At 65.4% G+C, this 26969-nt stretch carries 21 protein-coding genes; 11 read left to right on the top strand and 10 right to left on the bottom strand.

Features of this window, described 5'->3' with window-relative positions:
• The first annotated feature begins 170 nt into the window (after positions 1–170).
• Complete coding sequence (locus tag Q7C18_RS06710; protein WP_311024718.1) at positions 171–2039, top strand: ABC transporter ATP-binding protein; 1869 nt, start codon at positions 171–173, stop codon at positions 2037–2039.
• Between the two features lie 723 nt (positions 2040–2762).
• On the opposite strand, the gene Q7C18_RS06705 is transcribed toward Q7C18_RS06710, so the two are convergent.
• The 4 genes from Q7C18_RS06705 to Q7C18_RS06690 all read right to left on the bottom strand — a co-directional run bounded on the left by Q7C18_RS06705 (position 2763) and on the right by Q7C18_RS06690 (position 5656).
• The gene (locus Q7C18_RS06705; protein ID WP_311024717.1) at positions 2763–3494 is read right to left on the bottom strand and encodes a hypothetical protein; all 732 of its coding nucleotides are present in this window, start codon (positions 3492–3494) and stop codon (positions 2763–2765) included.
• A 9-nt stretch (positions 3495–3503) separates the two neighbouring features.
• Complete coding sequence (locus Q7C18_RS06700) at positions 3504–4325, bottom strand: TrmH family RNA methyltransferase (protein ID WP_311024716.1); 822 nt, start codon at positions 4323–4325, stop codon at positions 3504–3506.
• Positions 4326–4346: 21 nt separating this feature from the next.
• The gene (locus Q7C18_RS06695; protein WP_311024715.1) at positions 4347–4922 is read right to left on the bottom strand and encodes a GyrI-like domain-containing protein; all 576 of its coding nucleotides are present in this window, start codon (positions 4920–4922) and stop codon (positions 4347–4349) included.
• Positions 4923–5071: 149 nt separating this feature from the next.
• On the bottom strand, positions 5072–5656 hold the full coding sequence (locus tag Q7C18_RS06690) for a helix-turn-helix domain-containing protein (protein WP_311024714.1): 585 nt from the start codon (positions 5654–5656) through the stop codon (positions 5072–5074).
• Positions 5657–5753: 97 nt separating this feature from the next.
• On the opposite strand from Q7C18_RS06690, the gene Q7C18_RS06685 reads away from it, so the two are divergent.
• Positions 5754–6323: a PH domain-containing protein gene (locus Q7C18_RS06685; RefSeq protein WP_311024713.1), complete on the top strand. Its 570-nt coding sequence runs from the start codon at positions 5754–5756 to the stop codon at positions 6321–6323.
• Positions 6320–7867, top strand: a complete 1548-nt coding sequence (locus Q7C18_RS06680; protein WP_311024712.1) for a PH domain-containing protein — start codon at positions 6320–6322, stop codon at positions 7865–7867. The genes Q7C18_RS06685 and Q7C18_RS06680 overlap by 4 nt, the downstream gene beginning before the upstream one ends.
• A 217-nt stretch (positions 7868–8084) precedes the next feature.
• Here the strand turns inward: Q7C18_RS06680 and Q7C18_RS06675 are convergent, their stop codons facing one another.
• Complete coding sequence (locus tag Q7C18_RS06675; protein WP_311024711.1) at positions 8085–9224, bottom strand: DNA (cytosine-5-)-methyltransferase; 1140 nt, start codon at positions 9222–9224, stop codon at positions 8085–8087.
• 282 nt (positions 9225–9506) lie between these two features.
• Between Q7C18_RS06675 and mobF the strand changes: the two genes are divergently transcribed.
• The 8 genes from mobF (at position 9507) to Q7C18_RS06635 (ending at position 21420) form a co-directional block, all read left to right on the top strand.
• Complete coding sequence (gene mobF, locus Q7C18_RS06670) at positions 9507–13046, top strand: MobF family relaxase (RefSeq protein WP_311024926.1); 3540 nt, start codon at positions 9507–9509, stop codon at positions 13044–13046.
• 185 nt (positions 13047–13231) lie between these two features.
• Entirely contained in the window at positions 13232–14356 is a 1125-nt protein-coding gene (locus Q7C18_RS06665; RefSeq protein WP_311024710.1) for a DNA cytosine methyltransferase, read from the top strand.
• Between the two features lie 24 nt (positions 14357–14380).
• A complete protein-coding gene (locus Q7C18_RS06660; RefSeq protein WP_311024709.1) occupies positions 14381–16258 on the top strand; it encodes an ATP-binding protein in 1878 nt (625 codons plus the stop codon).
• Between the two features lie 779 nt (positions 16259–17037).
• A complete protein-coding gene (locus Q7C18_RS06655; RefSeq protein ID WP_311024708.1) occupies positions 17038–17412 on the top strand; it encodes a sulfate permease in 375 nt (124 codons plus the stop codon).
• Positions 17413–17469: 57 nt separating this feature from the next.
• Positions 17470–18108, top strand: a complete 639-nt coding sequence (locus Q7C18_RS06650) for an ATP-binding protein (RefSeq protein ID WP_311024707.1) — start codon at positions 17470–17472, stop codon at positions 18106–18108.
• Positions 18105–19565 (top strand): DNA-processing protein DprA, encoded by a 1461-nt coding sequence (locus Q7C18_RS06645; RefSeq protein ID WP_311024706.1) that lies wholly within the window; start codon positions 18105–18107, stop codon positions 19563–19565. Before Q7C18_RS06650 ends, Q7C18_RS06645 begins: the two co-directional genes overlap by 4 nt.
• A gap of 21 nt (positions 19566–19586) precedes the next feature.
• The gene (locus Q7C18_RS06640; protein WP_311024705.1) at positions 19587–20609 is read left to right on the top strand and encodes a tyrosine recombinase XerC; all 1023 of its coding nucleotides are present in this window, start codon (positions 19587–19589) and stop codon (positions 20607–20609) included.
• Between the two features lie 307 nt (positions 20610–20916).
• Entirely contained in the window at positions 20917–21420 is a 504-nt protein-coding gene (locus Q7C18_RS06635; RefSeq protein WP_070161423.1) for a DUF3145 domain-containing protein, read from the top strand.
• 229 nt (positions 21421–21649) lie between these two features.
• On the opposite strand, the gene fabF is transcribed toward Q7C18_RS06635, so the two are convergent.
• From fabF to Q7C18_RS06610, 5 genes are all read right to left on the bottom strand, one after another.
• Positions 21650–22894, bottom strand: coding sequence for a beta-ketoacyl-ACP synthase II (gene fabF, locus Q7C18_RS06630; protein ID WP_085437108.1), 1245 nt, complete (start codon positions 22892–22894; stop codon positions 21650–21652).
• Positions 22895–23014: 120 nt separating this feature from the next.
• Positions 23015–23260 (bottom strand): acyl carrier protein, encoded by a 246-nt coding sequence (locus Q7C18_RS06625; RefSeq protein ID WP_070161425.1) that lies wholly within the window; start codon positions 23258–23260, stop codon positions 23015–23017.
• Between the two features lie 144 nt (positions 23261–23404).
• Positions 23405–24409 carry a beta-ketoacyl-ACP synthase III gene (locus Q7C18_RS06620; RefSeq protein WP_311024925.1) on the bottom strand — a complete coding sequence of 335 codons (1005 nt, stop codon included), beginning with the start codon at positions 24407–24409 and terminating at the stop codon, positions 23405–23407.
• Between the two features lie 136 nt (positions 24410–24545).
• Entirely contained in the window at positions 24546–25484 is a 939-nt protein-coding gene (locus tag Q7C18_RS06615; protein WP_311024704.1) for an ACP S-malonyltransferase, read from the bottom strand.
• 103 nt (positions 25485–25587) lie between these two features.
• Positions 25588–26763, bottom strand: coding sequence for a helix-turn-helix domain-containing protein (locus Q7C18_RS06610; RefSeq protein WP_311024703.1), 1176 nt, complete (start codon positions 26761–26763; stop codon positions 25588–25590).
• Positions 26764–26969: the final 206 nt, after the last annotated feature.

The raw sequence follows: 26969 nt of genomic DNA, 5'->3' as shown, positions 1-26969 counted from the left end.
TGATCTCGACACTGAGATCGCGCGACCTCTTGTTGCCCCCACGCTGTGCTTTAGGCCCATCCGGTCCTTGCCACCTGCTGGCCAACTGCGTTCGTCGCATCCACTGACCTTCTTGGTCCACATCGGTGCGTCTGCGGGGCAGGTTTCGACGACCCTTCCCCGTACTGCGCGTGTCTGCCTGCGTCGTTGCAGGCGTTCAGCCTGCCTTCATCATCCTCTTCTCGTTCGTTCTCAAGGAGATCCTCACCATGTCCAAGAAGTCTGTCCGCCGCAGAACCAGCACCTTTGGGTTCTCGACCTGGATACGCCCCTACCGATGGCGGTTCGCCGGTGTGCTGTTGCTGGCCTTCGGAGCCCAGGCCGCGGGCCTGGTGCAGCCGCTCGTCACCCGCGAGATCTTCGAGAACCTCGAAGGCGAGTCGAGCCTGGCCCTCCCGATCGTGGTGCTGGTGGTGGTGGCGGTCGCCGGGCTGCTGCTGAACTACACCGGAGAACTGAGCTCTGGACGACTGAGTGAGCGAGCCGCCCGTGATCTGCGGGAGAGCTCCTTTGCCTCGATTCTGCGTGCACGCATCCCCGAGATCGAGCGGCTCAACCAGGGTGATGTGCTGGCCAGGCTGAGCGCCGATATGCGTCTGATCCAGCAGACGGCGATCCCAGCCATGGTCGATCTCGTCGTGGTTCCGGTCGCCGTCGCCGGTGGGATCGTGCTGATGTTCCTGATCGACACAGTTCTGGCCGCGGTGGTCATCGGTGTGCTCGCGGTGACCTCGATCGCCCAACGGGTCCTGTTCGCTCAGATGCAGGATCTCACCGAGTCGGCCCAACGCGGCCTGGGGGCGGCGCTGGGTGTAGCACGTTCGGCACTGGGCGGACTGCGCACGGTCAAGGCCTCAGTGACCGAGGCGCGAGAACGCGCACGATTCGGTGAGCATTCCGGTGCTGCCTTCCGTGCTGGCGTGCGTTTCGAACAGCGGCGTGCACTGACTGACACCACGACGTATGCGGCCATCGATCTGACCTTCATTCTCGTGCTGGCCGTGGGCGCGGTGCGGATCAGCACCGGCGATGTCAGTGTCGGGGACCTGGTGGCCATCTTGTTGTTCATCTTCATCATCGAAGAGCCGATGGAGTCCCTGGTCGGATCGCTCAGCGAACTAGCCGCCGGACTCGGAGCTCTCCGCCGGATCGGTGAACTGACCCAGATTTCCTCCGAGGATTACGACACCGTAGGACGCAGTGCAGGGTGCCGCCACCGCCCCGGAGCGTATGAAAGGAGGAACTCATCAGCGAGCGTGGCTGAACCCGAGAGCGCAGAACAGATTGGCACGGTCAGGTTCGAGACCGTGACGGCCGCCTACGACCAGACTCCGGTCCTCGAGGAAGTCACCATGGAACTGACCCCCGGCCTGACCGCGCTCATCGGCCCTTCAGGATCGGGAAAGACCACCACGTTGAGCCTGCTGATGCGATTCATCGACCCCACACTCGGAAAGATCACCGTCGACGGCCAGGACATCACCGCACTGAGCGTCCACGCACACCGCCGGCGCATCGGTCTGGTCCAGCAAGAGGCCCCCGTGCTCGGTACGACCATCGGCGAAGCCATCACCTACGGAGCCGCACGCGCCAACGATGACGCCATCTGGCAAGCTCTGGACACGGTCGAACTCACCACTTGGCTGCATCGACAGCCTCGGGGCCTGGAGACACCACTCCATGATGCGGGCACCAACCTCTCCGGTGGGCAACGCCAGCGCCTGGCCATCGCCCGCGCCCTGGTCCAAAACCGGCCGATCCTCCTGCTGGACGAGGCAACCTCACAACTCGACCCGGCCAACGAGGAACGCCTCGTCGAGCGGCTGCGAGAGCACAGCCGCAACCAAATCGTGGCGGCCATCACCCACCGGCCAGCCATGGCCATCCACGCTGACCGCATTGCCGTCTTCACCAGTGGACGGCTTCACGCCACCGGAACCCACCACGACCTCGCCAACGATCCGGTCTACCGGGACATCGCAACTCGATGGAACCAGTGATGCCTGGCAGGGCGTGGCGTCCCTTTCCTTCTGGTGAGATGAGTCGGTGGAAGCCCGCGAGATGTGGTCTTACTGACACTACGACTCCAGATTCGGTGAATCGTTGAACGCTCTCCATGCAGGAGTACTTCGAGCTGGATGAGCTGATCGCGGTGGCCTGTACCGACGTCACCCAGGGTGATGACCTTGACAGGCTGGACGACATGGTTGCTGGGGTCGCCGTTTCACTGCTCCGTTCGCTGAGTCCAAGACGGCATACAAGGCCGGTGCCGTGGAGTCGCTCGATGTCGTCACCGTGGACACGCTGCACAGCGCCGACGTGCTGAGCGGCCGAGCCTTCGACCGACGCGCCGTACGGGATTCATCACGGCGCAACCGCTCGGGACTCGCGCGAAACCCTGCTGCCTTGCTCGAAGATGCGATGACGGGCTGGGCAGCCCTTCTCGACCGGGAGACTGAATCGGCCTCCCGTGAGACACGCGCCATACGACACGTTCGCAGCTCGAATCCATCCTCGCCAGCGATGGCCTCGAAGTAGTAGAGAGTCAGCACCTGAAGGATTTCCGTCACCGAGTCGATCACGCCATCGACCGCGATCTGCTGGTCGCTCGTAAACCGGTAGATTGGGCTCCGTAGTACAGGGCCGGACAAGGTTGCCTTTACCGACCAACGACACGCCGCCCTCAGTATCGTTGCGTCTGCGGCAGCATCTGAAGTTGTCCGTCAGCACGGAGCGCGAAAAAACGCCACGGCTCGGGTTCCGATTTTGAAAGAAGCTATAGGGCTGGGGCCGTCGTTCACGTGAACCTTGCGACCTCGGGTCGTGACCGCGATCACGGCATTATTCTCGAGCACCGATCCAAGGGCCCGTAACATGCCAGGGATCCCGGCAGCCTTGTCCGACCCACCCCAGGACGTCCGTTCACCGTATGGGACGTCCGTGATCACCAGTTCGGGTCGATGAGAACCCAGGGTTAGCTGTAGCTGATCGGGATCGAACACGTCTGCCTGCCCCGTTGTATGCGGTAGAGGGCCGCCCTGTTCCGTGAGGCTGTGAGCAAGTCGCTGCGCTGCCACGGCCGCCTCGACGTATGCGGGCTTGCCAAGGCGCTCAGCCCGTTCCTGCAACTCGACCGACCGCGCCTCCAGACCGTGTTCACTGAGCAAGTTCAGGTTCTTTTGGGCCAACGTCAACGCTGCCGGGTCCAGGTCGGTTCCGAGCAGCCTGGTGATGTTGCGCCGGTGGAGGAAGGACAGCACCGTCAGCAGGTAGCCGCTACCACAACACGGGTCCCACACCGTTACAGGCCCGCCCTGTGTGAGCGTCAGAGCGCGTTGGAAAATCTCACTCGCCAGTCGTACAGGAAAGGCAGGGAATCCCGGAGCTGAGTACAGCACACGACCGGTGGAAAGATCTGCATAGTTTTCTCGTGCGAGCGCGTAGCGATAGACCACTTGTATTCCCTATGCCAGGCTGCGCTGACGGGCAGTCTCGTACAGTGTGACAGTGGCGGCACTGGCTGCATTGAGTGAGCTTGCCGAGCCACCGATGGGAATGCTCGCAATGACATCGCAGGCCTTCTGCCATCCGGCACTGAGCCCGGTCGTCTCGTTGCCGATCGCGAGCAAGGTCGGGCCGGCCAAGTCGAGGTCGGCGATGTCGGCGGTTCCGTTCTCGTCGGTACCGACGACTGTTATCTCAATACCCGCCAGCCGCTGTTCCTTCACCCAGGTCAGCACCTGCTGGTGTGACGAGACTCTAACCACCGGCACTGCGAACAGTGACCCGGTCGAGGCACGCACAGATTTGGGATCGTAGGGGTCAGAGGCATGGCCGGTGACGATCAGGCCCGAACCGCCGAAGGCATCCAGTGACCGTACGACGCTACCAATGTTGCCCGGGCTCGACGGGCGGTCGAAAACCATCCCAAGGAACGATGCGTCGACCGGGATACGTGAGAGGTCGTCGTCGGGCAGCGCAAGCACGGCGAGGACCTCTGGCACTTCCTGTTCTTTGCCGCTCAGCTGTCCCAGCAACTCGGGTGTGAGTGCGACGCGATCGGTCTCTAACCGTTCCAGCAAGGCGGCTCCCCATCGCGACAGCGGCCGGTCACCATCGTAGAGAACTGCACGGATCGGCCAACCGTGTTCGATCGCGAGGTTGATCGGTCGCACGCCCTGCACTAGGAACTCGCCTGCTCGCTGGCGTTTGTTGCGGTTGCGAAGCAATGCTTCCCATTGTTGGAAGCGCGCGTTGGCGCGCGAGATTCGTATAGTATTCATCATTCGCCCCCCTACCTGTTCTTCTTATTGGAAGGACTCTTGCTGGTGAGTTCGTGTCTTTTCCTTTAGTGATTCCCGCTGGGTTACGTAGGCTGGTTTATGCACTTCCTCGCCTGAACATGCCTGCGTGATGGGTATCCAGAGATCGGTGGTCGCTGTGGTTTCGCTGCCAGGCCGGTGAAGGGTTGCCACGATCTCGGGGCCAGGACGTAGGTGCCATGAATTCTCAAATAGGCACTTGCGCGCGATGGCTTCCCAGGTTGCCGGATATGGCCCCGCCGTGCGGAACACGGCCCAGGTTCCTGCTGGCACATCGATCACATCGAGCTCGTCCGGTACAGATGTGCCAGCGTCGAGAGCCACACCGAACAGATGAGTAAGATCGCTACCTTCGGCATAGTCGGGATCGACGTTGGCGCTGACCTGCAGCAGTCCGGGTGGCTCCGTATTGTTGAATTCTCTGAGTCGTGTGCGCTCGGGATCAGGTATGGAAGCGATATGTGACTGGATATGCGGATTTACGCCGTGGCGGACAAGTGGCAGTTGAGCCGCATAACCGATGAGGCGGAAAGCTGGGCGATCGATAATAGTCGTATTCATAGTCTCGGTTCCTTCGTTTCAGTGCGCCCATGCATGGGTCAAGGTTTGGTCGAGTCTCCAGCGTGCCTGCCATCTTCGGCTGGGACCCGATAATCCGTGCCCGATTCAGTCGTGTATGGCTGGCTCTGGGGTCCAACCACGCCTCACGATCACCTGCCACTCGGTGTGGTGAGTTTGTCAAGTGTTCGTAAGCACAGGGTGAGGGCCTCGTGCTTCGTGGCTCTGCGGGTGGCGGTCATCGACCACGTCGCATCGAGAAGATGCCAGAGCAGGATGTGTATCCACTCGGGTGAGAGTGTGGAGTCGATGGTGCCGTCCGCATGACCACGTTCCACCAATGCGAGCAGCTCGGCGTCCATGTCTTCGAGACTGTCGAGGTCATCGCCTTGGGTGAAGTCGGCATAGGCCACGGCGATCAGCTCATCCAGCTCGAAATACTCCTGGCACACCCTCATCAGTGCTTCGCTGCCGGTGCCCTCGCCTAGGCGGGCGCGTTCTGTGGCCCTGGTGACCTGTTCGTCGGCGAGTTCCCGCAATGCCGCGATCAGGTCGCTGCGCTCTGGGAAGTAGCGGTGCAGCGTGCTGCGCGCGGTGCCAGCAGTCTCGGCGATCGCCGCCATCGATGCGGCGGGGTCGTGGCGGAGCATCTCTACGGCGGCGTCAAGGATCGCTCTGCGGGTGCGCGCCATCGACTGGCTGCGGTCACGCCGGATCGGTTCCTCCGTCGAAGTCATGGACATGAGTGTAGTACAGAGAGCATCTGTGATCTATCATAGGACATAGTGACCTACGAGAGGTTGCTGTGCTGACATGACTTGAGAGGTTGTAACCATGGCGAGGGCGGACACCACCCAGCAGGAGGGCCACAACGGCGTGCTTATGGGAGCGGATGATGTCGCCTCTGAGGCGTGGCAGACTGTTGCACCTCGGCTGCCGATGCTGCGTATTGAGCGCCGGGCGGCCTGGTGGTGGATGCTGCGCGCCGCCGTTCGATGGGGAGTGCTCTTCGCGGCGTTGATCGTCACGGCAACCCTGTGGGAGGCCGGCCGGCCGTGGTTGATCGCCCCGCTGATTGCTGTGGGAGTGGTGCTGCTGGCCAAGCTGCTCGTTGAGCCGTGGTGGCGTTATCGCGTCCACCGGTGGGAGGTCACCGACCAGGCCACCTACGCCACCAATGGCTGGCTAGTGGTGGAGTGGCGGGTAGCCCCGACCTCGCGCATTCAGACCGTAGACGCCGTACGTGGACCGTTCGAGCAGTTGTTAGGCCTGTCGACGCTGCGAGTGACGACAGCCTCGTCCTACGGGTCGATCGACATCAACGGACTGGACCACCGCACCGCACAGGAGGCTGTCAGTCGCCTGTCGGCGGTGGCGGAACTGACGCCGGGGGATGCGACATGAGCGTCATGACCTCACCGGCCCACGATCAGCAGGCGCCAGCAGTCGAAGAACAGTGGCGACGGTTGAGCATCCGGGTCATCTGGGTCGACCTCGCCCAGGCGATACTGTCTCTGACGCCAGGAGCGATCGCAATCTGGATCGTTGGGGTGACCCCCTCGGTGGGTAACCTCTGGCCGCTGGCATTGATCGCTCTGCTCGGGCTCGTCGGGGCCATCGGGGACGCGCTGCGGTGGCTCTTCACCACCTACCGCCTCACCGATACCGAAGTGCAGCGCCGTACCGGCGTCTTCGTTCGCCGCTCGCGTGCCGTGCGGCGCGATCGGATTCGCAGCGTCGATGCCCACGCCAAACTGCGCCATCGCCTCGCAGGACTGCGAGTGGTGGCGATCGGTGCCGGTCAGCAGACCAGTGCCGGAGAGGCAGCATTCACACTGGATGCCTTGACGCGATCTGATGCCGAGAAGCTCCGTGACGAACTGCTCGGCGCAGAACACGTGTGTATCCCCGCAGAGGGCACGGATCAGACCGATCCCGTCGCGGGCGTCGAGCTGTTCGCGCGTTTTCGCCCCTGGTGGGTGATCTACAACATATTCACCATCTGGGCCTATCTCACCGCTGCGGGACTGCTGTGGGTCGCGTTCTGGCTCGCCTCAACTTTCGGAATCAATCTCGTGTCGTTCCTCAGCGATACCGCATCGGATCAGGGCCTAGGGTTGGGAGCAACGATCGCCATCATCGCCGTAGGAGCCGGCGCTCTGGGCGTGATCGGCCTGGGCGTCAACTTCTTCACCGCCAACTGGAGCTTCGAACTCGCGCGAGTTCACTCGGACAACGGCACCTTCTTGCGAACGCGCCGCGGCCTGTTCAGCACCCGCGAAGTCAACCGCGACGAATCGCGGATGCGCGGGCTCACCATCGATGAACCATTGTTATGGCGGTGGATCGGAATGGCCGACACCAACCTCATCACCACCGGCCTGGGATTGTGGTCGGCTGAGCAGCCGACCGCACTCGTACCAAGAGGCCCCATTTCGGTCGCACGACACGTCGCCGTTCGCGTACTCGGAGAGCCCTGCCCGCTGACCGTCGCGCTGCCTCGTCACCCGTCGGCAGCACTTCGGCGGCGCCTGTGGTGGGCCACGGGGATACCCTTCGGAGCAATCAGCCTGCTTGCATGGCCGCTCTGGACCGGCATCGTGCCACTTTGGACACTCTGGATCGCACTGTCGCTGTGGCCTGTCTCGGTCGTGTGCGCGGTCGTCGCCTATAGAGCGCTCGGGCACAGGATCGACGGCGACTACGTGATCACTCGCTCTGGGCTGTTCAGCCGCTCCACATCAGCGCTGCGGCGTGACGCGGTCAGCACGATCGCGGTACGCCAATCAATCCTTCAACGCCGCCTCGGTCTAAGCACGGTGTCATTCATGACCGCAGCGGGATGGGGAATCTACGAAGCACCAGACGTCAACGCCAATGAAGCCTTCCGCTTTGCAGCCCAAGCCGCACCAGGACTACTCGACCCATTCATCGAGCCAAGACGATGACTGGTAACGGCATCCCTCGGCCAGGGCCGCCCTGTCGTTCGTCCTCATCTGCCAATCAGCATCGGATGAGGACGTAGCTACGCTTCATCCCCGCGTACCTGCTGGGTGTGACGGTCTCGAGCAGGGTGATGACAGCAGGGCAGGGGTTCCGATACCTGCTTAACTGTGTCGTGGTTGGTGACGGTGATCGTGATGCTGCGACCGCTCTGATCCGCTACTACGAACAGACCGGAATCCCGTTCGCTGCGTGCTTGCTTGCCAGTAGGACCTGGAGCGCTGTCACGGCCTGGAACGGGAGAACGCCGTTTCCGAGGGCGGTCAGTTGCTGGTTCCCGGTGAGCTCATGTTCGGGGCTGGTGACCCAGCCGGGTTCGAGGCCCATGAGCCATTCCACGAACGCGGGTGCGGGGCGCGGTCCGGTCCCCTCGTTCAGGAGCGCGGGGGCGGGGGCGGGTTGTCCGGTGATGTGTTCCCATCGGGCAATGGCGGGGGCGTAGCGTCCCCAGCGGCGAAGATGTCCTCGATCAGGGACCACAGCGTCTCCGACTCGTTGTTGTGCGTCGGTGAGCCATCGGGTCCGTGCAGGGTCAGGTCGATGATCTGATGAGACAGCGCGATCGTCCCGCGGCGGGCTCGCACCTGTTCCAGGCTCTCGCCGCCGCGAGAGGAGTCCGAGGCCAGGGGTGTGCGAAACAGCGCGGTGGGCGAGGATGAAGATGCGGAACCGGGGATGGGGTGCGCCGATCGTGGAAGCGTGTAGGCCGATCCAGCGAGCGTTGTACCGGAAGTCGGCCAGGTCTCCGAGAACGGCGCCCATTGCCCGAAGAGGTCGGGCTGACTCGTCTCCCACACCCCACGAGTCGGACTCCACGTCGCGAAGGGTTGCGGTCGCATCCTGCTCGGGACTTGCGGTCTCGGGGTTGCGTCGCTCATCAGTTGCTCCTTCCGGGAGATTGCGGACGGCCGGCGCGGAGAGCAGCCCGCGGACGTTCTCAATCACCACGAACTCCGGTTGCAGGGCATCGATTGCCGCGGCCATGTGAGACCAGAGTCCAGATCGGGTGCCGGGCGCGAGGCCGGCCTGCTTGCCCACGGTCGAGACGTCCTGACAGGGGAACCCGCCGCAGAGGATGTCCACCGGCGGGACATCGCTCCAGTCGATAGTGGTGACGTCGCCCAGGTTCTGTGCCTCGGGCCAGTGGTGGGCGAAGACGCGGGCGACAGGTTCGTTGATCTCGGAGAACCAGACGGTCTCGGCGTCGAGGACATGCTCGACGGCCAGGTCGAGACCGCCGTATCCAGAGAACAGCGACCCGACCCGCAGACGACGCCCACCAGAAGGGGTGTACTCGTGCATGAGTGCTCCAGCAGTCCGGTGACCCCGGACCCGAACCCCTCACGGAGCCCCGCCGGGCTGATCACCTACCAGGTGCACGACCCCGCACAGCCTCACGGACCACACAACGAGGCACGATGGCTCCCGACCGGCAGACCGTCGCCGGTCCGCCTCTGACTCACCCCTCCGTTCAGAGTCGCCACGCGTCTTGCAGATCAAGGTTGTCAACCAAAGTTGACGCTTCCGCTCGGTCGGTGCCCGCTCACCTGACCGTCGAAAGGCGGTGGCGTGGTGACGGTTTCGATGCGCGTGATGAGCGCGGGTGACGGCTACAAGTACCTGCTGCGCACGGTCGCGGCCGCGGACGGTGACCGCGAGCTGTCAACGCCTCTCACGAGGTACTACGTGGAGGCGGGAACACCGGCGGGCCAGTGGCTCGGGTCCGGAGTCGCCTCGCTCGGCAAGGGTCAGCTCGTGGTCGGTGATCGGGTGTCGGAGGCTCAGCTCCAGCTCTTGATGGGGATGGGCCGTGACCCGATCACCGGCGACCCGCTCGGTCATGCGTTCCCTGCCTACAAGTCGGCGCCGGAGCGGATCGAGACCCGGATCGCCGACCTCGACCCGAGCCTGAGTCCCGGTGCGAAGGGCGAGGCGGTCGCGCGGATCGAGGCCGAGGAGACCGAGCGCAGTAGACGTCGGGCGGTGGCGGGGTTCGACTTCACCTTCTCGATCCCGAAGTCCGCCTCAGCGTTGTGGGCTGTGGCCGACGCCGGGACGCAGGCGTTGATCGGCGAGGCGCATCATGCCGCGGTTGCGGAGGTGGTTGCGTTCATGGAGCGCGAGGTTGCAGCCACCCGCACCGGCGCAACCGCCGGCGACGGAGCCGTTGCACAGGTCGATGTCACCGGTCTGGTCGCGACGGCTTTCGATCACTTCGACTCCCGGGCTGGCGACCCCCACCTGCACACGCACGTCGTCATCAGCAACAAGGTCCAGACCGCCTTCGACGGCAAGTGGCGCAGTCTGGATGGGCGGCCGATGCACGCCGCCGTGGTCGCCTTGTCGGAGCTGCATGAGGCGGTGTTCGCCGACCACATGACCCGCACCTTCGGCGTGGAATGGGAGGCCCGCGACATGGGCCGAGACCGAAACCCCGCCTGGGCGATCAGCACGGTCCCGGAGGAGCTGGTCCAGGAGTTCTCCACCCGAGCCCGGCACATCGACGCCGAGAAGAACAGACTCATCGCCGAGTACGTCGCCAAGCACGGCCGCCAACCCTCCACAGCCACGATCATCAAGCTCCGCGCCCAAGCCACCCTGTCCACGCGCCCGGAGAAGGAGGTTCGGTCACTGGCGGACCTGACTGCCGAGTGGCGCACCCGCGCCACCGGGGTGCTCGGCCACGACGCCACCACATGGGCACGCACGATGACCGACAACGACAAGCCGCTGCAGCTGCGCGCCGATGACGTACCGCTCGATGCCATCGGCGAACTCGGTGCCTCGGTGGTCGATGTGGTGGGCGAGAAGCGGTCCACGTGGCGCAGATGGAATCTGATGGCCGAGGCGTCCCGGCAGACGATGGGCTGGCGCTTCGCCACCATGCGCGACCGCGAGACGGTCGTGGGGATGATCGCCGACGCCGCCGAAGCTGTCTCGCTCCGATTGACGCCGCCCGACCTCGCCACGAGCCCGGCCATGTTTCGGCGGGTGGACGGCACCAGCGTGTTCCGGCCCAAGCACTCGACTGTGTTCTCATCCGAGCTGCTGCTCGCCGCCGAGGACCGGCTGCTCGACCGCTCCCGCACGCTGACGGGACCGACCGTCCCGCTTGGCGCGGTGGAGAAGATCACCGCCCGCCCCGATGCCGAGGGGCGGCTACTCGGGGAGGATCAAGCCGACGCGCTGATGAAGATCGCGGTCTCAGGCCGGATGCTCGACGTGCTCGTAGGTCCGGCCGGCGCGGGGAAGACCACCGCCATGAACGCACTGCGCAGAGCTTGGGAGAAGGAACACGGCAAGGGCTCCGTGGTCGGGCTGGCGCCCTCAGCGGTCGCAGCGCAGGTTCTCGCTGACGACCTCGGCATCGCGACGGAGAACACCGCAAAGTGGTGGCAGAACCACCTCGTCCACGGCGAGGACTTCCACGCGGGCCAGCTCGTCATCATCGACGAAGCCTCCCTCGCCGGCACCCTCTCATTGGACCGCATCACCCACCTGGCCGAACGGGCCGGCGCGAAGGTGCTGCTCGTGGGCGACTTCGCCCAGCTTCAATCCGTGGACGCCGGCGGCGCCTTCGGGCTCCTCGTCGGTGACCGGGACGATGCGCCCGAGCTGGTCGACGTGCACCGCTTCACCCACGCTTGGGAGAAGACCGCCTCCCTCGCCCTGCGCCACGGCCGCACCGAGGTGATCGACACCTACCTGAACCACGACCGCATCCACGACGGCGACGCCGAGGCGATGACCGACGCCGCCTACACCGCATGGCGCGTCGACCGGAACCGAGGCTTGGTGTCGGTGCTGGTCGCTGAGACCCGCGACGACGTCACCGCCCTCAACACCCGCGCCCGTGCGGACCTGATCCTCGACGGCACCCTGAAACCCGGTCGGGAGGTCGAGCTGAACGACGGCACCACTGCTGGGGTCGGGGACACGATCATCACCCGCCGCAACGACCGCCGCCTACGCAACGGCAAGGAATGGGTCCGCAACGGCGACACCTGGACCATCAAGGACGTTCGCGACGACGGGTCGATCACGATCCGCAAGACCGGCCGCCGGTTCGGCGGCTCCATCGTCCTCCCCGGCTCCTACGTGACCGACCATGTTGATCTGGGCTACGCGGTCACCGCGCATAGGGCGCAGGGCGTCACCGTCGACACCGCGCACGTGCTGGTGGAGCCAACCACCACTCGGGAGAACTTCTACGTCGCGATGACGCGCGGCAAGCACACCAACCGCGCCTACGTGATCCTCGACCGGGCCGAGGAGCACGCCCACCCGCATCCAGGTGACAACCCCGATGCCACCGGCCGGTCCGTGCTGTTCGGGGTGCTCCAGCATGTGGGTGCGGAGCTGTCCGCGCACGAGACCATCACCGCCGAACAGGAGCAGTGGGGTTCGATCGCCCAGCTCGCCGCCGAGTACGAGACCATCGCCGCCGCAGCCCAACGCGACCGCTGGGCCATCCTCATCCGCGAATCGGGTCTCAGCGAGGAGCAGGCCAACACTGTGATCGAGTCTGACGCGTTCGGGGCGCTGACCGCCGAACTCCGCCGCGCCGAGGCCAACCACCACGACGTCAACCGCTTGTTGCCGCGCCTGGTGGCTGCACGCGGATTCGATGATGCCGAGGACATCGCCTCAGTGCTGCACTACCGCGTCGCCCGCGCTACTGCCCGACCGGCAGGGTCAGGCCGCACACGCAAGGCACCACGACTGATAGCCGGGCTGATCCCGTCTGCGGACGGTCAGATGGCCGATGATATGCGCCAAACGCTCGATGAGCGACGAAGGCTGATCGAGGCCCGTGCCACCGTGGTGCTCGACACCGCCCGCAAGGCCGGGGAAGCCTGGACGAAACCGCTTGGTACTCCGCCCAGCGATCCACGCAGGACAGCGATCTGGCGGCGGCACGCCCTCACCGTTGCCGCCTACCGCGACCGGTACGGCATCACCGACGCCGCCCCCCTCGGTCCAGCGCCGGACTCGACCGCAGAGAGGATCGATGCCGCCCGTGCAAGGACGGCACTCGATCGAGCGAGCAGACTCGCCTTCAAGACGGTCGAAACAACCGAGCGACAGCGTTGGTCGGAGCCGGTCCAGCGGACTCCCTTATGAGCACCCGGCATCGTGCCTCGGCAGCAACTCTAGAACGTGCCGATCGCGCACTTGGTCTGGCTCAGAGTTCACGTCGGACCAGTGCGAGGTGCGCTGGCCCTTCGAACCGTGCTGGGCGGTGCCGACACGCCGTCCGGAGACGAGGACGCGAGGGGACCGCCCCCTGACGAGATAATGTGAGGGTCGTGCTAGCAGAGTCCTCACAGATCACAGCGATAGACCTCTTTTGTGGTGCCGGCGGTCTTTCCCTAGGGCTCAAGAACGCGGGCATCGAGGTCGTAGCTGGCATTGACCTTGATCCGGCCTGTCAGTTCCCTTACGAGGAGAACCTCAAGGCAACGTTCCTGCGAAAGGACGTTGGCGAGGTTGAGGCCTCAGAGCTAGAAGGTCTCTGGACGCCTGGACGTTACCGGCTTCTCGCCGGCTGCGCACCATGTCAGCCGTTTTCAAGTCACCGTCGAGGTGCTGACACCAGCAAGGAAGACAACTGGGATCTTCTATCTCACTTCGCTCGTCTCGTGGAGGAGACAACGCCCGAGTTCGTCACGATGGAGAATGTCACGCGGCTTTCCCGGATGTCTGTGTTTAGCGATTTTGTGGCGAAACTAGAAGAGCTTGATTACGAAGTTGAGTACGGCACACTTTACGGCCCGCAGTTCGGCCTGCCACAGGAAAGACGGCGCCTAGTACTGGTCGCATCCAGGGTTGGCGCGGTAGGGCTCCCCGAAGGAGAGAAGGACAAGACAAAGTTCAAGACCGTCGAGCAGACGATCAAGACTCTGCCGAAACTCCGTCATGGCGAGGGCGATCCCAAGGACCCCCTTCACACGGCCCGCAAGCTGTCTGTAATGAACCTAGCTCGCATGCAGGCTTCGATACCTGGTGGGACTTGGCGTGATTGGCCAGAAGAGCTTCTTGCTCCATGCCACCGGAAAGCCAGTGGCAGAAGTTTTCAGGCGTTTTACGGCAGGATGCGATGGGATTCACCCTCGCCAACTATCACAACTCAATCCTTCAATTTTGGCACTGGCCGCTTCGGTCACCCGGAACAAGACCGCAGTCTGACTCTTCGAGAGGCTGCAATGCTTCAGGGCTTCCCGCGTAGTTATAAGTTTGTCGCGAAGGGGCAGCGTCCTTCTATGCAGGCCGTGGGAAGGCTCATAGGCAACGCAGTGCCTCCTGCCTTCGGCCTTGCCGTGGGGCGGCAGTTCCTGGCTCTCGCCAGCGAGATCTCACAGGAACAGCCCCGTGCTGGCGCTGGACAGGGGTCACAGACGTGCGCGCTCGACGGAACACTGGGTACTGGCTGACGAGTAGCATGGGATAGGGTGATCATGGCGAAGAGGTACGAAATCAATGTCGATCCTCGAATTCTTGAGCTTTTGGGCCCGAACCTCTACACGAACATCTACTATGTCCTAGCGGAACTGATTGCCAACGCATACGACGCGGATGCGAAGAATGTGTACGTAATCTCGGACAAGGATGAAATCCGCGTTGAAGATGACGGCCGTGGGATGTCGTACGAGGCCGGCGACATCGACAATTACCTGAATGTTGCCGGAGTCTCCCGCACCACCGAAGAGGAGTCAGTCACACCCTCAGGCCGGCGAAAGATGGGACGAAAAGGGGTAGGTAAACTTGCCGCCCTCTCAGTCTCGGAAGACGTGGACGTACTGACCGTCGTCGGCCAGGAGAAGTCAGGTTTCGTGCTTACACGACACCCAGAAAACGGGAACGAACTACAGGGCATACCTGAAGAGGACATTTCGTTCGTGCATGTTGTTGACCATGGTTCCGCGATCGTGATGCGTAATCCGCAGTACCGCCTCCACAAAACGATGTCGGCTATAAGGCGCAATCTTCTAAAGATGTTTCCGCTAGTCAGTTCTGACTTCCGCATACATGTGGTTCGGGGAAACGAGTCGGTAGTAATCGACGCCTTCGATCAAAGCATCATGTCTGAATTGAGCACCCTGGTAACTCTGGGTAAGCCTTTCGAGCGGTTAGTCAAATTGGTGCCTAATCCGTATCCAGATCGGCGAGGTGAACTCGTTACTGCACGAGAAGCCATATCCATTCCTGTGGTCATGTCAGACATGGCTGGCGAAGAGCATGAATACAATCTGGAGATCGAAGGTTGGATCGGTACCTATAAGAGCACTCGCGGCAGGAAAGCGGAACGGACTGACTTCCCAGACAATTTTATATCGCTGTTTGCGAACGGAAAGTTGGGCGAGTTTAATATCTTGCCGTCAGTGGGCCAGAACAAGTTGAGCGAGGTCTACGTTGTCGGCCAGCTGCACATTGACATTTTTGAGCTGACCGAGTTGCCGGACATGGCACTGAGCAATCGACAGGGCTACAAGTCAGACGATCCTCGGTACGAAGTTGTTCTAGATTATGTTCGCAGCAATCTTCTCGCTGAAGCGCGTCGCCGGCGCGATCTCTTCGTGAACCTCGAGAATAGGACAAAGAAAGAACGCAAACGGAAAGAACAAGTCGATAACGAGGCAAAGCTCCGGGAGGCTATCAATAATTTCCGGGAGAAGGCCAGCGAGTCGGCAGCGGAAGCGCTGCGCTCGCTAGCGCCCGGTGCTTCAGAGCGCGAGATGCAAGACGTGGTGTCGCGTTCGTTGAATGAGCACAGCCCTGACCTCGGGATAAAAGCACTGGTGGACTCACAGAAGAAGAAGATTCTGATTAGTCAAACCTATCCTGACAAGTCTTTTGCCGATGTTATCCACAAGATGTTGAACTACAACGGCGTTTCGAACGAGGATCTCCTCTATACCAACGGTGACGATGAGGTTTGCCGAATACCTGAGGGTCGCGGTGTATACGAGTACCTTCGAGAGTTCTTCGTTGAGAGCTACTCCACACAGAAGATCATGGTCCTCTTTATAACGAGTGAGAATACCAAGAAGTCCTGGGGCGCGATCAGCGAGGTTGGTGCCTCGTGGATCACTCAAATTGACCACAAGATTTTCAACGTGCGGCCGTTTCGGCCGGAGCATCCACTCAATAACGAGGCGCAGTGGCAAAGTACGAATCGTGACTCTGCCAGTGGAGAACTGTGGATGGATGCATTGAATGCGGATATTCTATGCCAGAAGATCGAGGCGGTTTGCGATGCTCTGAGCTACGAGAAACGTTCGCGCGAGGAAAACCTTGCTTATTTGAAAACGCTTGTTTCTGTGAGGAATCCGTAAGTGGGCACGACCGTCATGAGAAAAAGGTTATGGCGAGACTGATGCCGATGGCGATGAGGCAGGCGTGATTGCTGATTCGTGGGCAACGAGCCCAGCTACAAGAGCCACGATGAAGGGGGATAGTGGTCGTGACACAAGTATCGAGCTGGCTGTTCGACGCATCGTGCATGCTAGGGGACTGCGCTACCGCGTCAATGCGCGGCTACTGAAAGAGGGTCGCCGGAGCGCCTGTTGTTCGTAAAGTAATCTGTTGCGGTGTTTATCGATGGCTGGTTCTAGCACGGCTGCCCGATCCACTACACACGACCTGCATCTAATGTTGCGTACTGGGACGACAAAGTCTCGCGCAATCGGGCGCGCGACTTCGCGACCATCGATCTACTGCGGGAGCAAGGCTGGGCTGCCCTGCGCTTCTGGGAACATGAAACACCAAGCTCTGTTGCGGACGCTATCGAGGATGCCGTGAGGCGGTTGAGGCCATGCAGTTGAGCTCGCGACTCTGGTGCTCATCTGTTTGATGGTCATGCCAGAGCTTCCTCAGCAAAGATGGTGACAAGGTACGACTCGCTCGCTTGTTTGGGAGGTTCGCGATGCCTCGCTGTCAAGTCCCGGGCTGGTGACCCCTTCCGCCTGTCGGAGGAGCGTCGTAAACTCAGTGGCAGGTAGCGCAGTAGTTATGCGCCGTCGACCGATTCGGCGGCATGGCCCACGCTCCGGCACCAGGCCCTCTCAGGGAAGTTCGTTCGCTACCGAGCCCCCACATGAGAGGACTGACCACGATGATCCGACTGATCTGGGCTGCAAGCGTCCACATCCGCTACTTCCTGCGTCGTTACATGCCGACCAACATCCTGCTCGACCTCATCCGCACCCGTAGAGGCCTAAAGTGGGGAGTCCCAGCAATGCTGCTGGCGATCCCGTACCTGTTCGCTGCGGCCATCTGCCGGAACCTGATGGAGGATGGTGGGTCGGATTGGCTGAACCTGCTGGTGCTGTTGTTCATCTACAACGCAATGAAGTTCGCCATCACAGGACCAGTCAGTCTCGTTCTGCTCGCCAAGACTCGTCTGCGAGAGCGGGCGCTGCTTCGCCAGCAACTGCGTGAGGTTGGCGAAGTAGCGGACCCTCTCGCGCACTGCGTGCTAGCGCACTGAGTCTGGAGTACACCGATTCTCCAGGTCAGACCGCTAGACTGGAACCTAACCAACGGGGTGTACTTTCCATTGGGCGACGAGGCGCCGGAGTTTCAACGCTCCACCTTGGATGCCCTGCGTCAGCCTTTGGAGACGGGGGCGGTGACTCTGCACCGATCGGCGGGCACCGTCACGTATCCCGCGCGTTTCCAGCTGGTCATGGCTGCGAACCCGTGTCCATGCGGGATGGCTGTGGGCACCGGGCGGGACTGTACCTGCACGGTGCTGCAACGCCGGTCCTACCTCGCGCGGCTCTCTGGTCCGCTGCTGGACCGCATCGACCTGCAGGTCCAGGTGGAACGGCCTCGATCCGCCGCCATGGCCCTGGCGGAGCCCGGAGAGAGCTCCGCCGAGGTGCTGCGGCGTGTGATGGGGGCTCGCGGCGCCCAAAGGGAACGGCTCGCCCCCTGGGGCTTGAGGACGAACGGGGACCTCCCGCTGCGGCTGCTCACCGGACCGCTGCGGCTGACACCCGCCAGCACCCGGGCGCTCGATGCGAGCCTGGATCGGGCGGTGCTCTCGCTCCGCGGCTATGTCCGGGTGCTCCGGCTGGCTTGGACGCTGGCCGACCTCGCCGGCCAGTCCTGCCCAGGGACCGAGGAGGTCGATGCGGCGATGCAGCTGAGGCAGACCGCGGAGGAGAGGAGGGCGGCATGAACGGGGCCGTCGGACAGGACCGCGGGCGACCTGCTGTCGAGGAGGATCTGCTCCGGGTGCGGGCTGAGCTGAGTCGCCTGGTCGAACCCGGTGACGCACTCGCCGGGCTGCTGGTCGCTCATCTGGGGCCGGTCGAAGCCCACGCCCTGATCATGTCGGAGGCAGATCCTGGGGCGACGATGACCACTCAGATCGGGGAACTGGGGGCACAGTCCGGGCTCGGTGCGCGACAACGCGATCTCCATGCTGGGCTGGCCCGTTGGCGCACTCGCCGGAGGCAGGCCCAGGGGGCGCGTGACCTGGAGACCATCTGGAGGTTCGGAGGGGGCCTGACAGTGCCGGAGGACCCATGGTGGCCCAGTGAGCTCGAGGATCTCGGCGGGGCCGCGCCGCTGGCGCTATGGCATCGTGGCGCCGGGCCGCGCAGCGAGGCCGCATGGGGCCGGCTGCCGCGTCTGCCCCGTCGGGTCGCCGTCGTCGGCTCGCGGGAGGCGAGCGACTACGGGCTGCGGGTCACAGCCGAGATCGTCGAGGACCTGGTGGGCCACGGTGTCTGCATCGTCTCCGGAGGGGCCTACGGCATCGATGCCGCCGCCCATCGTGCCGCGCTGCGCCGCGACGGTGCGACGCCGCACGGTCCGGCAGGCCCGACAGCGGATGGGGCGATCCTCAGAGGTGCCGAGGCGGCCGCTCCGACCGTCGCGGTCCTCGCAGGGGGTCTGGACCGATTCTATCCCGCCGGCAATGACTCCCTCCTGCGGGCGGTCGGGGAGCACGGCCTGCTGGTGAGCGAGATGCCGCCCGGTGGGAGTCCGACCAGACACCGCTTCCTGCACCGGAACCGGTTGATCGCTGCGCTGACCGCGGCGACGGTCGTGGTGGAGTCCCGATGGCGGTCCGGGGCGCAGAACACGGCCCACCACGCCTTGGGGCTCGGTCGACCGGTCGGTGCTGTGCCGGGCAGTGTGCATGCGGCGAGCTCCGCAGGCTGTCACCGGCTCCTTCGCGAGACCCCCGCCGAAGTGATCACAGATGCCGCTGACGTCGTCAGCCTCATCGCTGAGGTGACCCCGACAGCCACCAGCGCCGGGCCTGCGGATCCGCGCATCGGAGGACTCGACCAGCCGAGACTTCCGCTGCCGGAACGGTCGGGTCCCACGGTCTCCGTGCGCACAGCAGGCGATCGGGGCGGCCGAAGGCAGGACGCCGGGGACAGCGGAGCCCCGGGGGAGCGCCCGAGGATCACGGAGGTGCTGGATGGCCTGGACCAGACCGACAGGCTGCTGTTCGATGCGTTGCCGCTGCGGCGGCTCAGCACCGCCGGAAAGCTGTCGGAAGTGGCGGGACTGCCCATGCCGCAGGTGCTGGGCGGGCTCACCCGGCTCCAACGGTGCGGCCTGGCGCGGGAGTCGGGCGGCCGCTGGGGGCGGAGCCACGGTGTGCCGCCGACGTCGTGATCGCACCGATAGACTGCCGACATGGAGGACAGGGACGATCCGGCCACAGGCCGGAGAGCCAGACCGCCGGGCGGCAGTCCGGACGGCGACCTCGCGCGCGCGCCCGCCGACGATGCCGTGGGTGCCGAGCAGGACGCCCTGCTCCGGGACTACCTGACCCATCTCAGCGCAGAGCGGGGACTCTCGGCGCACACTGTGCGCTCGTACCGCACTGACCTTCGTCAGCTTCGGCAGGCCGTTGGTCCACTGGCTCGGCTGGACCTGCTCCGTCTGCGCACCTGGCTGGCGGACCTCCACGACGCCGGTCTCGGACGGGCGACCGTGAACCGCAAGATCGCGGCGGTCCGCAGCTTCACCGCGTGGGCGCACCGTCGTGGTTCCCTGCCCGAGGACCCCTCAGTGCGGCTTCGGACCGCGCGGACGGCCCGCCGCCTGCCGGACGTCCTGCAGGACCGTCAGGTGGATGAGCTGATCACCCGGCTCACCGAGCGGTGCCGGGACACTGCGGAGCGGCGCGCGGAAGCCCCGATCGACCACGCCGTCGCCCTGCGGGACCTCGCCATGGTCGAGCTCCTCTACGCGACCGGCATGCGTGTGGCGGAGCTGGTCGGGCTCGACGTGCCGTCGTTCGCCGCCGATCGCCGGATGGTCCGCGTACTGGGCAAGGGGGACAAGGAACGGATGGTGCCCTACGGCGTGCCCGCCGAGCAGGCCGTCGAAGCCTATCTGGAGCAGGGGCGCCCGCGTCTCGTCACGGAGCGCTCCGGGCAGGCCGTCTTCCTGGGACGTCGCGGGGCGCGCATCGACCAGCGCACGGTCCGTCGGGTGGTCGATGTTCTGCTCGAAAGCCTCGGCACCACGGCGGCCCGGGGTCCTCACGCGCTGCGTCACAGCGCCGCCACCCATCTGCTCGACGGTGGTGCAGATCTGCGGACAGTGCAGGAGCTGCTGGGACACGCCTCCTTGTCGACCACTCAGCTCTACACCCACGTCTCCGTCGAAGGCCTGCGTGCTGCCTATGGACAGGCGCATCCTCGGGCCTGAGCCTGCGCGGCGTCCTGCCGGAGCGTGAGCGCCCGCCACAGGTGACCGGGGCGAGGGATGACGAGACACAGCCCTCACAGATGGTGTCGCGGCGCACGCTCACCTGTTAAGCTGTCCACGGAGTCCAGGCCGCTCGGCCGGCGTTCGTCAGAGCGCAGGCGTTCGGTCGGCCCTGACTCCACTTGGCAGATGAGTCATCGCTCATGCACAATTGTCGAGTCACAGCTTCATACTGCAGATGCACCCATCCGGTGCCGCGCTGTCGGTCGTAGGGGAAGACGTACCAACAGCACAACGGAGGATGGATATGTCTGCACACACGGCCCGGGGTGTCCTGCACATCCACTCGGCGCCTGCTGCGCTCTGCCCGCATGTCGAATGGGCGGTGTCGTCAGTGGTGGATGCGCGAGTGGACTTCCAGTGGGAGCCCCAGCCCGCCTCGCCCGGCACGTTCCGCGCCGAGCTGAGCTGGCGCGGCACCCAGGGGGTCGGAGCCACGTTGGCCTCCACCCTGCGGAGCCTGGCGCAGCTGCGCTTCGAAGTCACGGAGGACCCCAGCCCGGGCTGTGACGGCAGCCGCTGGTCCCACACTCCGGAACTCGGGATCTTTCACGCCACCACCGACGTCCACGGCAACATCCTGGTCTCCGAGGACCGGATCCGCTATGCCTATGAGATGGGGGCCGGCGACCCCTCTGTGGTCTATCAGGAGCTCTCGCTGGCCCTGGGCGAGGCCTGGGACGAGGAGCTGGACCCCTTCCGCCACGCGGCCGAGGGCGCACCGGTGCGATGGCTGCACCGCGTCGGCTGATCGGCTGACGCCTGTCGGTCCGGTGGAGCCCTCCTCCGTCCACCGCCGACGTCTGAACCTGCCGCTGAATCGCCTTCGGGCGATCGCTTCCCACGCGGCACCGCTTCCCACAGCGTGACAGAAGGGCGGTCTGTCCAGGATCAGCAGATCCCGGGCAGGCCGCCCTTCGCACGTCCTGCGAGATCCCCGGTGGGGAACGCTCAGAGAACGATCGGAGCCGAGGCTGCGATCAGACGGTGCGGAACGCCACCACCGAATTGTGCCCGCCGAAGCCGAAGGAGTTGCACAGGGCGACCTGATCGCCGGCCGGCAGTTCACGCGCCTGCCCGGTGACCACGTCCAGCGGCATGTCCGGGTCCTGGTTCTCGAGGTTGATGGTGACGGCGGCCTTGCGGTCGTGGAGAGCCAACACGGTGAGCAGGGACTCCACGGCACCAGCGGCGCCCAGCAGGTGACCGGTCTGGGACTTGGTCGCCGAGACGCAGACCTCGTCGAGGCGATCCCCCAGGGCCGACTTCAGCGCCGTGTACTCCGGCTTGTCGCCGACCGGCGTCGAGGTGGCGTGGGCGTTGACATGCGTGACGTCCTCCACCGAGGCGCCTGCGTCGGCCAGCGCCTTGCGCAGTGCCCGAGTAGCCCCCATGGCCTCCGGGTCGGGTGCGGTGATGTGGTGAGCGTCAGAGGTGACGGCGGCTCCGGCCAGTTCGGCATAGATGGTGGCGCCACGGGCCTTGGCATGCTCCTCGGTCTCCACCACCAGGGCACCGGCGCCTTCACCCATGACGAAGCCATCGCGGTCGACGTCGTAGGGGCGAGACGCCGCGGCAGGGTCGTCGTTCCGGCGGGAGAGCGCCTGCATCGAGGAGAACGCCGCCAGCGGAAGCGGGTGGATGGCGGCCTCGGTGCCGCCGGCCATGACGACGTCGGCCTCGCCCTCCCGCAGCATCCGGATGGCCATCTCCAGGGCTTCGGTGCCCGAGGCGCAGGCCGAAACGGCGGTCCGAGCGCCGGCCCGGGCGCCCAGGTCCAGGCTGATGGCCCCGGCGGCGCCGTTGGGCATCAGCATCGGCACGGTCATGGGCATCACGCGGCGAGGCCCGCGTTCACGCAGGGTGTCCCACGAGTCGAGCAGGGTCCACACACCTCCGATACCGGTGGCGAAGGACACCCCGAGGCGTTCTGGATCGACGTCGGCCTCATCCAGGCCGGCATCCTTCCACGCCTGACGGGAGGCGACCATGCCCAGCTGCGTGGAGCGGTCCATGCGCCGGGTCTCGGGCCGGGCGAGCACTTCCGCGGGCTCGACCTGGACCTCGGCTGCGAAGGTGACGGGGAGCTGGTACTGCTCGACCCAGTCGTGCTCGAGGGTCTTGGCGCCCGGCGTGCCGGTCAATGCGTTCTTCCACAGGGTCGGCACGTCGCCGCCGATGGGTGTGGTGGCGCCGAGGCCGGTGATGACGAGACGGCGTGTCATGGATCTACCTCTGGTCAGTGGTGGATGGTGGGTCTTCAGTCGGGAGCGGGCCGGCGCACGGCCCGAGATCGTCGGGACCTGCGGCGCCTGCCCGCTCCCCGGACACTGAGGCCGGGCAGGTCAGCCCTTGGCGTCGGCGATGAAGGTGACGGCGTCGCCGACGGTGGAGAGGTTCTTGACCTCTTCGTCGGGGATCTTCACGTCGAACTTCTCTTCGGCGTTGACCACGATGGTCATCATCGAGATCGAGTCGATGTCCAGGTCCTCCGTGAAGGACTTCTCCAGCTGGACCTCTTCGGTCTCCAGTCCGGTCTCCTCGTTGACGATCTCAGCCAGGCCAGCGAGGATCTCGTTCTTGTCAGCCACGGGGCTGCTCCCTTCTGTTCGGTCGTACGAGTCGCTCGTACGGTGTTCTGGTGTGTGCCTCAGGTGTCCCTGACGCTGTCGGCCTGGCCGGGCGGCTGTGCGACGCCTCGACCAGGACATCTGTGGTGGTCCTCCGCGCCCGGGTCAGGGCAGGCGGACGACCTGGGCGCCGTAGACGAGCCCGGCGCCGAAGCCGATCTGCAGGCACAGCCCGCCGGAGAGCTCGGGGTTCTCCTCCAGCAGCCGGTGGGCGGCCAGCGGGATGGACGCGGCGGAGGTGTTTCCCGCATCGGCGATGTCGCGTCCGACGAGCACGTGCTCCGGGAGCTTGAGCTGCTTGACCATCTCGTCGATGATCCGGATGTTGGCCTGGTGCGGCACGAAGGCGGCGAGATCCTCGGCCGTGATGCCCGCGGCGTCGAGGGCCTTCTGCGCGGTCTTGGCCATCTCCCAGACGGCCCACCGGAAGACGGTCGGTCCGTCCTGCCGCAGAGTGGGCCAGAGGGTGGTCTCCGAATCCAGCAGCTCACCGGCGTCGCCGGTCTCCCGAGCTCGCGCCAGCGCGTCGCGCAACGGGATCAGCGAACCGTTCATCGACACGGAGTCCCACTTCTCGCCGTTGGAGCCCAGCAGGCTGGGGGAGATGCCCGGCGTCTCGGCCGGGCCGACGACGGCCGCGCCGGCACCGTCTCCCAGGAGGAAGGAGATGCTGCGCTCATGGTTGTCGATCACGTCGGAGAGCTTCTCGACGCCGATCACCAGGACGTGCTTCGCGAGTCCGGAGCGGACGAAGGAGTCGGCCTGGGCGATGCCGTAGCAGTAGCCGGCGCAGGCCGCGGAGATGTCGAAGGCCGCCGCCGGGGTGGAGCCGATCCGGTGGGCGACCGCGGCGGCCGCTGAGGGCGTCTGATAGGGGTGCGTGACGGTGGCGACGATGACGGCGCCGACGTCCTCGCCGGTGAGTCCGGCCTTCTCCAGGGCTCCCCGGGCCGCGCCCTCTGCCATGTCCACCACGGAGACGTCCGCGGCCGCACGGTGGCGGGTTCGGATCCCGGTGCGCTGGCGGATCCATTCGTCGGAGGAGTCGATCCACTGGCAGATCTGCTCGTTGTCGACGATGACATCCGGGCGGTAGGCGCCCATGCCCATCACCTGGGTGCCGGCGACGGTCTCGGTCTGATTGAGTGTGGCTGTCACGGAAGCTGTCCTTGCTGTGAATCGGCGCTGCCGGAGGGCAGCTGCGGGGATCGGGGCGCGGCTCGGCGCATCGGACGGTGAGTGGGGCTCAGGCGTGGTCGGCGACGAACGTCCGGGCGGCGTCGAGGTCGTCGGGGGACTTGACGGCCAGAGCGGCCACACCCTTGAGGCCGCGCTTGGCGAGCCCGGTGAGAGTGCCGCCGGGAAGAAGCTCCAGCACACCGGTGACGCCGGCGGCCTTCATGGACTCCATGCACAGGTCCCACCGCACGGGACGTGTGACCTGTTCCACGAGTCGGTCCAGGACCTCGCCCCCGGATGCGACGGCCTGGCCGTCGCGGTTGGAGAGCAGACGTGCCATCGGGTCCTGCACCGAGAAGTCCGCCACGGCGGCGGCCAGAGTCTCCTGGGCGGGGGCCATGTGCTGGGTGTGGAAGGCGCCGGCCACCTTCAGCGGGATCACCCGGGCGCGGGCCGGGGGCTCAGCCTCCAGGGCCGCGATCCGGTCGGCCGTGCCGGCTGCCACGATCTGTCCGGGGCCGTTGGCGTTGGCGGCGGTCAGGCCGTGGGCCTCGATGCTCTCACGCACCTGGTCCTCGACGCCGCCGAGCACCGCCGCCATGGAGGTCGCCTCCGCGGCGGCCGCCTGCGCCATGCCCTGCGCGCGGACTCGGATCAGGCGCAGCGCCTGCTCCGCGCTGAGCACTCCGGCCAGGGCGGCGGCCGGCACCTCACCGACGGAGTGGCCGGCGAAGAGCAGCTGGTCGGTGTCCACAGCCTCGGTGGTGTGACCGGGGGTCAGGCCCAGGGCGCGCGCCGACAGCAGAGAGGCGGCGACGATGAGGGGCTGGGCGAGTGCGGTGTCGCGGATGGTGTCCTCGTCGGACTGGGTGCCGTGGAGGACCAGGTCGGTCTCCGCGACCTCCGACCATTCCTGCAGCGTCTCGCGGGCGGAGTCGTCCTCGAGCCACGGCGAGAGGAAGCCGGAGGACTGGGAGCCCTGTCCAGGGCAGATGATCGCTAGCACACTACCAACCTTCCATATCGCAGCTGCTCGGAGCGGGGCATGGGTGGACCAAGCTCTCCGGGGACCTTTGTGGGGTCTCTACAAACCCGAGGCCAGGACGAGTCTACAGGCGTCCGACGGCCAGAGCGGTCTGCAGCACGTACGCGTCGCGCGGCTCCGTCGGGTCCCAGCCCGTGATGTCTGTGACGCGGCGGAGCCGATACCGCACGGTGTTCGGGTGGACGTAGAGCGCGCGGGCCGTCCCCTCCAGCGACCGGCCGGCGCTGATGTATGCCGTCACGGTCTCGAGCAGACCGTTGCCGGCAGCGGCCAACGGCACGAAGGTCGCCTCGCGGAGCATCTGCCGGGCCGTGTCGTCCCCGGCCAGCGCACGTTCCGGGAGGAGGTCGTCGGCAGCCACCGGATTCGGCGCCAGGGTCCAGGCCGGGGCGGCGCTGTGTCCGGAGTAGGCGGCCTGGGCGCAGCGATGCGCCTGCTCGATGGAGCCGGAGATGCGCGAGTAGACCACGTGCCCCTCGCCGAAGCTGGACATGATGCGTTCCAGACCCCCATCGAGGTCGGTCACGCCGCCGAGCAGCAGGACCAGCCTGTCGCCCTGGACGCCGACCACCGCATCCGCCGCGAAGCGCACGCACTGCCGCCTCAGGTGGCTCATGAAGGCGGCGTCCGCCTGGTCGGGCGCGGGTCCGACCACGACGACGACTCCCGACGAGCTGCGCCAGCCGACGGCGGAGGCGCGGGAGGCGATCTGCTCTCCGGCCTCACCGCGCAGCACGGCGTCGACCAGCAGGGCTTCGAGGCGCGAGTCCCAGGCGCCGCGGGACTCGGCGGCACGGGCGTAGACGTCGGCGATGGCGAAGGCCACCTCACGCGAATAGCGCAGCACGGCTTCGAGCATGCCCTGCTGATCGTCGGCGGGCACCAGGCCGGGGAGCCGATGCTCCACCGCTTCGACGATCGTGCGGATCAGCTGCAGGGCACGCTGGAGCGAGATGGTCCGCATGAGGTCCTGCGGCGCGGAGCCGAGGAGCTCGTTGACCAGGGGCAGGGAACGTGTCTGCGGGTTGTCCAGCCAGTTGACCAGGCCGAGGATGCCGCGCTGGGCGATCAGCCGCAGGGAGGCGCGCTCGTCGGTGGTGAGCTGGCGGTACCAGGGCAGCGTGCCCTCCAGGTGGAGGTTCACCGCCGTGGTGAGGTGGTCGGTGTGCCGCCGCAGGACCTCCAGGGAAGCCTCGGAGACCCGGGCGGGCGGAGGCAGCTGAGGGGCGGAGGCGGTCATGGGCCCTGAGCCTAGTCGGTCAGGGATGTGACCGGCCAGTTGTGCCTCTCCTACAAAAACAGGCGTCGACGGGCCCGGAGCCGAACACAGATCAGGGGCCGCTCGACCGGTGTGCGGTCGCGCGGCCCCTGATCTGCGGGACGGACCTGTGGGGACGTCAGCCTCGGCGGCGTGCCTCCGTGTCCTCGGTCCTCAGCCCAGGTGTT

Source organism: Nesterenkonia sp. CL21, from assembly GCF_031705515.1.
Taxonomy (GTDB): domain Bacteria; phylum Actinomycetota; class Actinomycetes; order Actinomycetales; family Micrococcaceae; genus Nesterenkonia; species Nesterenkonia aethiopica.
This window is presented reverse-complemented; position numbering and strand designations above follow the sequence as displayed.

Coding starts and splice junctions, on each gene's coding strand:
- Q7C18_RS06645 (WP_311024706.1), top strand. CDS start 18,105: ATGAACGGGGCCGTCGGACAGGACCGCGGGCGACCTGCTGTCGAGGAG.
- Q7C18_RS06700 (WP_311024716.1), bottom strand. CDS start 4,325: ATGATGAATACTATACGAATCTCGCGCGCCAACGCGCGCTTCCAACAA.
- Q7C18_RS06655 (WP_311024708.1), top strand. CDS start 17,038: ATGATCCGACTGATCTGGGCTGCAAGCGTCCACATCCGCTACTTCCTG.
- fabF (WP_085437108.1), bottom strand. CDS start 22,894: ATGACACGCCGTCTCGTCATCACCGGCCTCGGCGCCACCACACCCATC.
- Q7C18_RS06675 (WP_311024711.1), bottom strand. CDS start 9,224: ATGCACGAGTACACCCCTTCTGGTGGGCGTCGTCTGCGGGTCGGGTCG.
- Q7C18_RS06640 (WP_311024705.1), top strand. CDS start 19,587: ATGGAGGACAGGGACGATCCGGCCACAGGCCGGAGAGCCAGACCGCCG.
- Q7C18_RS06680 (WP_311024712.1), top strand. CDS start 6,320: ATGAGCGTCATGACCTCACCGGCCCACGATCAGCAGGCGCCAGCAGTC.
- Q7C18_RS06660 (WP_311024709.1), top strand. CDS start 14,381: ATGGCGAAGAGGTACGAAATCAATGTCGATCCTCGAATTCTTGAGCTT.
- Q7C18_RS06690 (WP_311024714.1), bottom strand. CDS start 5,656: ATGACTTCGACGGAGGAACCGATCCGGCGTGACCGCAGCCAGTCGATG.
- Q7C18_RS06635 (WP_070161423.1), top strand. CDS start 20,917: ATGTCTGCACACACGGCCCGGGGTGTCCTGCACATCCACTCGGCGCCT.
- Q7C18_RS06685 (WP_311024713.1), top strand. CDS start 5,754: ATGGCGAGGGCGGACACCACCCAGCAGGAGGGCCACAACGGCGTGCTT.
- Q7C18_RS06620 (WP_311024925.1), bottom strand. CDS start 24,409: ATGGGCATGGGCGCCTACCGCCCGGATGTCATCGTCGACAACGAGCAG.
- Q7C18_RS06695 (WP_311024715.1), bottom strand. CDS start 4,922: ATGAATACGACTATTATCGATCGCCCAGCTTTCCGCCTCATCGGTTAT.
- Q7C18_RS06610 (WP_311024703.1), bottom strand. CDS start 26,763: ATGACCGCCTCCGCCCCTCAGCTGCCTCCGCCCGCCCGGGTCTCCGAG.
- mobF (WP_311024926.1), top strand. CDS start 9,507: ATGCGCGTGATGAGCGCGGGTGACGGCTACAAGTACCTGCTGCGCACG.